The sequence below is a fragment of the Micromonospora sp. D75 genome (genome assembly GCF_018070405.1).
GTDB lineage: Bacteria > Actinomycetota > Actinomycetes > Mycobacteriales > Micromonosporaceae > Micromonospora > Micromonospora chalcea.
Window position 1 is genome coordinate 1 of sequence record NZ_JAGPXV010001106.1, and the last position, 787, is coordinate 787.

Genomic DNA, 787 nt, shown 5'->3' on the forward strand with positions numbered 1-787 from the left:
GGACCGGCCGCATCCGCAGTGCCTGCCGGACCAGGTCACCGAGCCCTACCGCCCCGGCGCCCTCGACGTTCGCGGTGCGCGCCTGCAACCCGATCACGTGCGGGTGCACCGGCCGCAGCTCGGCGGCGTCCTCCACCAGCACGATCCGCTCGGTGCCGGGCACCAGCCCGAGCAGCGTGTTGAGCAGCGTCGTCTTGCCGGAGCCGGTGCCGCCGCTGACCAGGTACGCGAGGCGGCCGGCCACCACTGCGGCGAGCAGCGGCGCGACCGGCCGGGCAACCGTGCCCCGATCCACCAGCTCGTCGAGGGTGAACGGCCGCTGCCGGAAGGTACGCAGCGACAGGTACGGCCCGTCGGTCGCCACCGGCGGCAGCACGGCGTGCAACCGGGTGCCGTCGGGCAGCCGCGCGTCGGCGTACGGCGCGGCGTCGTCCAGCCTGCGTCCGGCAGCGGCGGTGAGGCGCTGCGCCAACCGGCGCACGTCGTCGAGCGTGCCCAGCGGCACCGCCACCTGACGCAGCCCCTGCCCCCTGTCGACCCAGACCCGTACCCCGTTCACCAGCACGTCGGTGACCTGCGGGTCGGCGAGCAGCGGCGCGAGCGGACCGGCGCCGATCAGGTCGTCGTGGACCCGGTCGGCGATCCGCAGCAACATGGTGTCGCCGAGCACCGCGGTCGCCGGTTCGGCGCGTACGGCCGAGACGATCGCCGCCGGGGTGACCGGCGTCGCCTCGGCGGCGAACCGGTGCCGGACCCGGACGGCCAGCTCCCCGGGGTCGGCCGGCCC

General features: G+C 76.4%; 1 protein-coding gene. It reads right to left on the reverse strand.

The window, feature by feature from the left end; genetic code table 11:
- A partial coding sequence (locus KBX39_RS32325; RefSeq protein ID WP_247660826.1) for an ATPase, T2SS/T4P/T4SS family occupies positions 1 to 787 on the reverse strand: 787 nt, incomplete at both ends.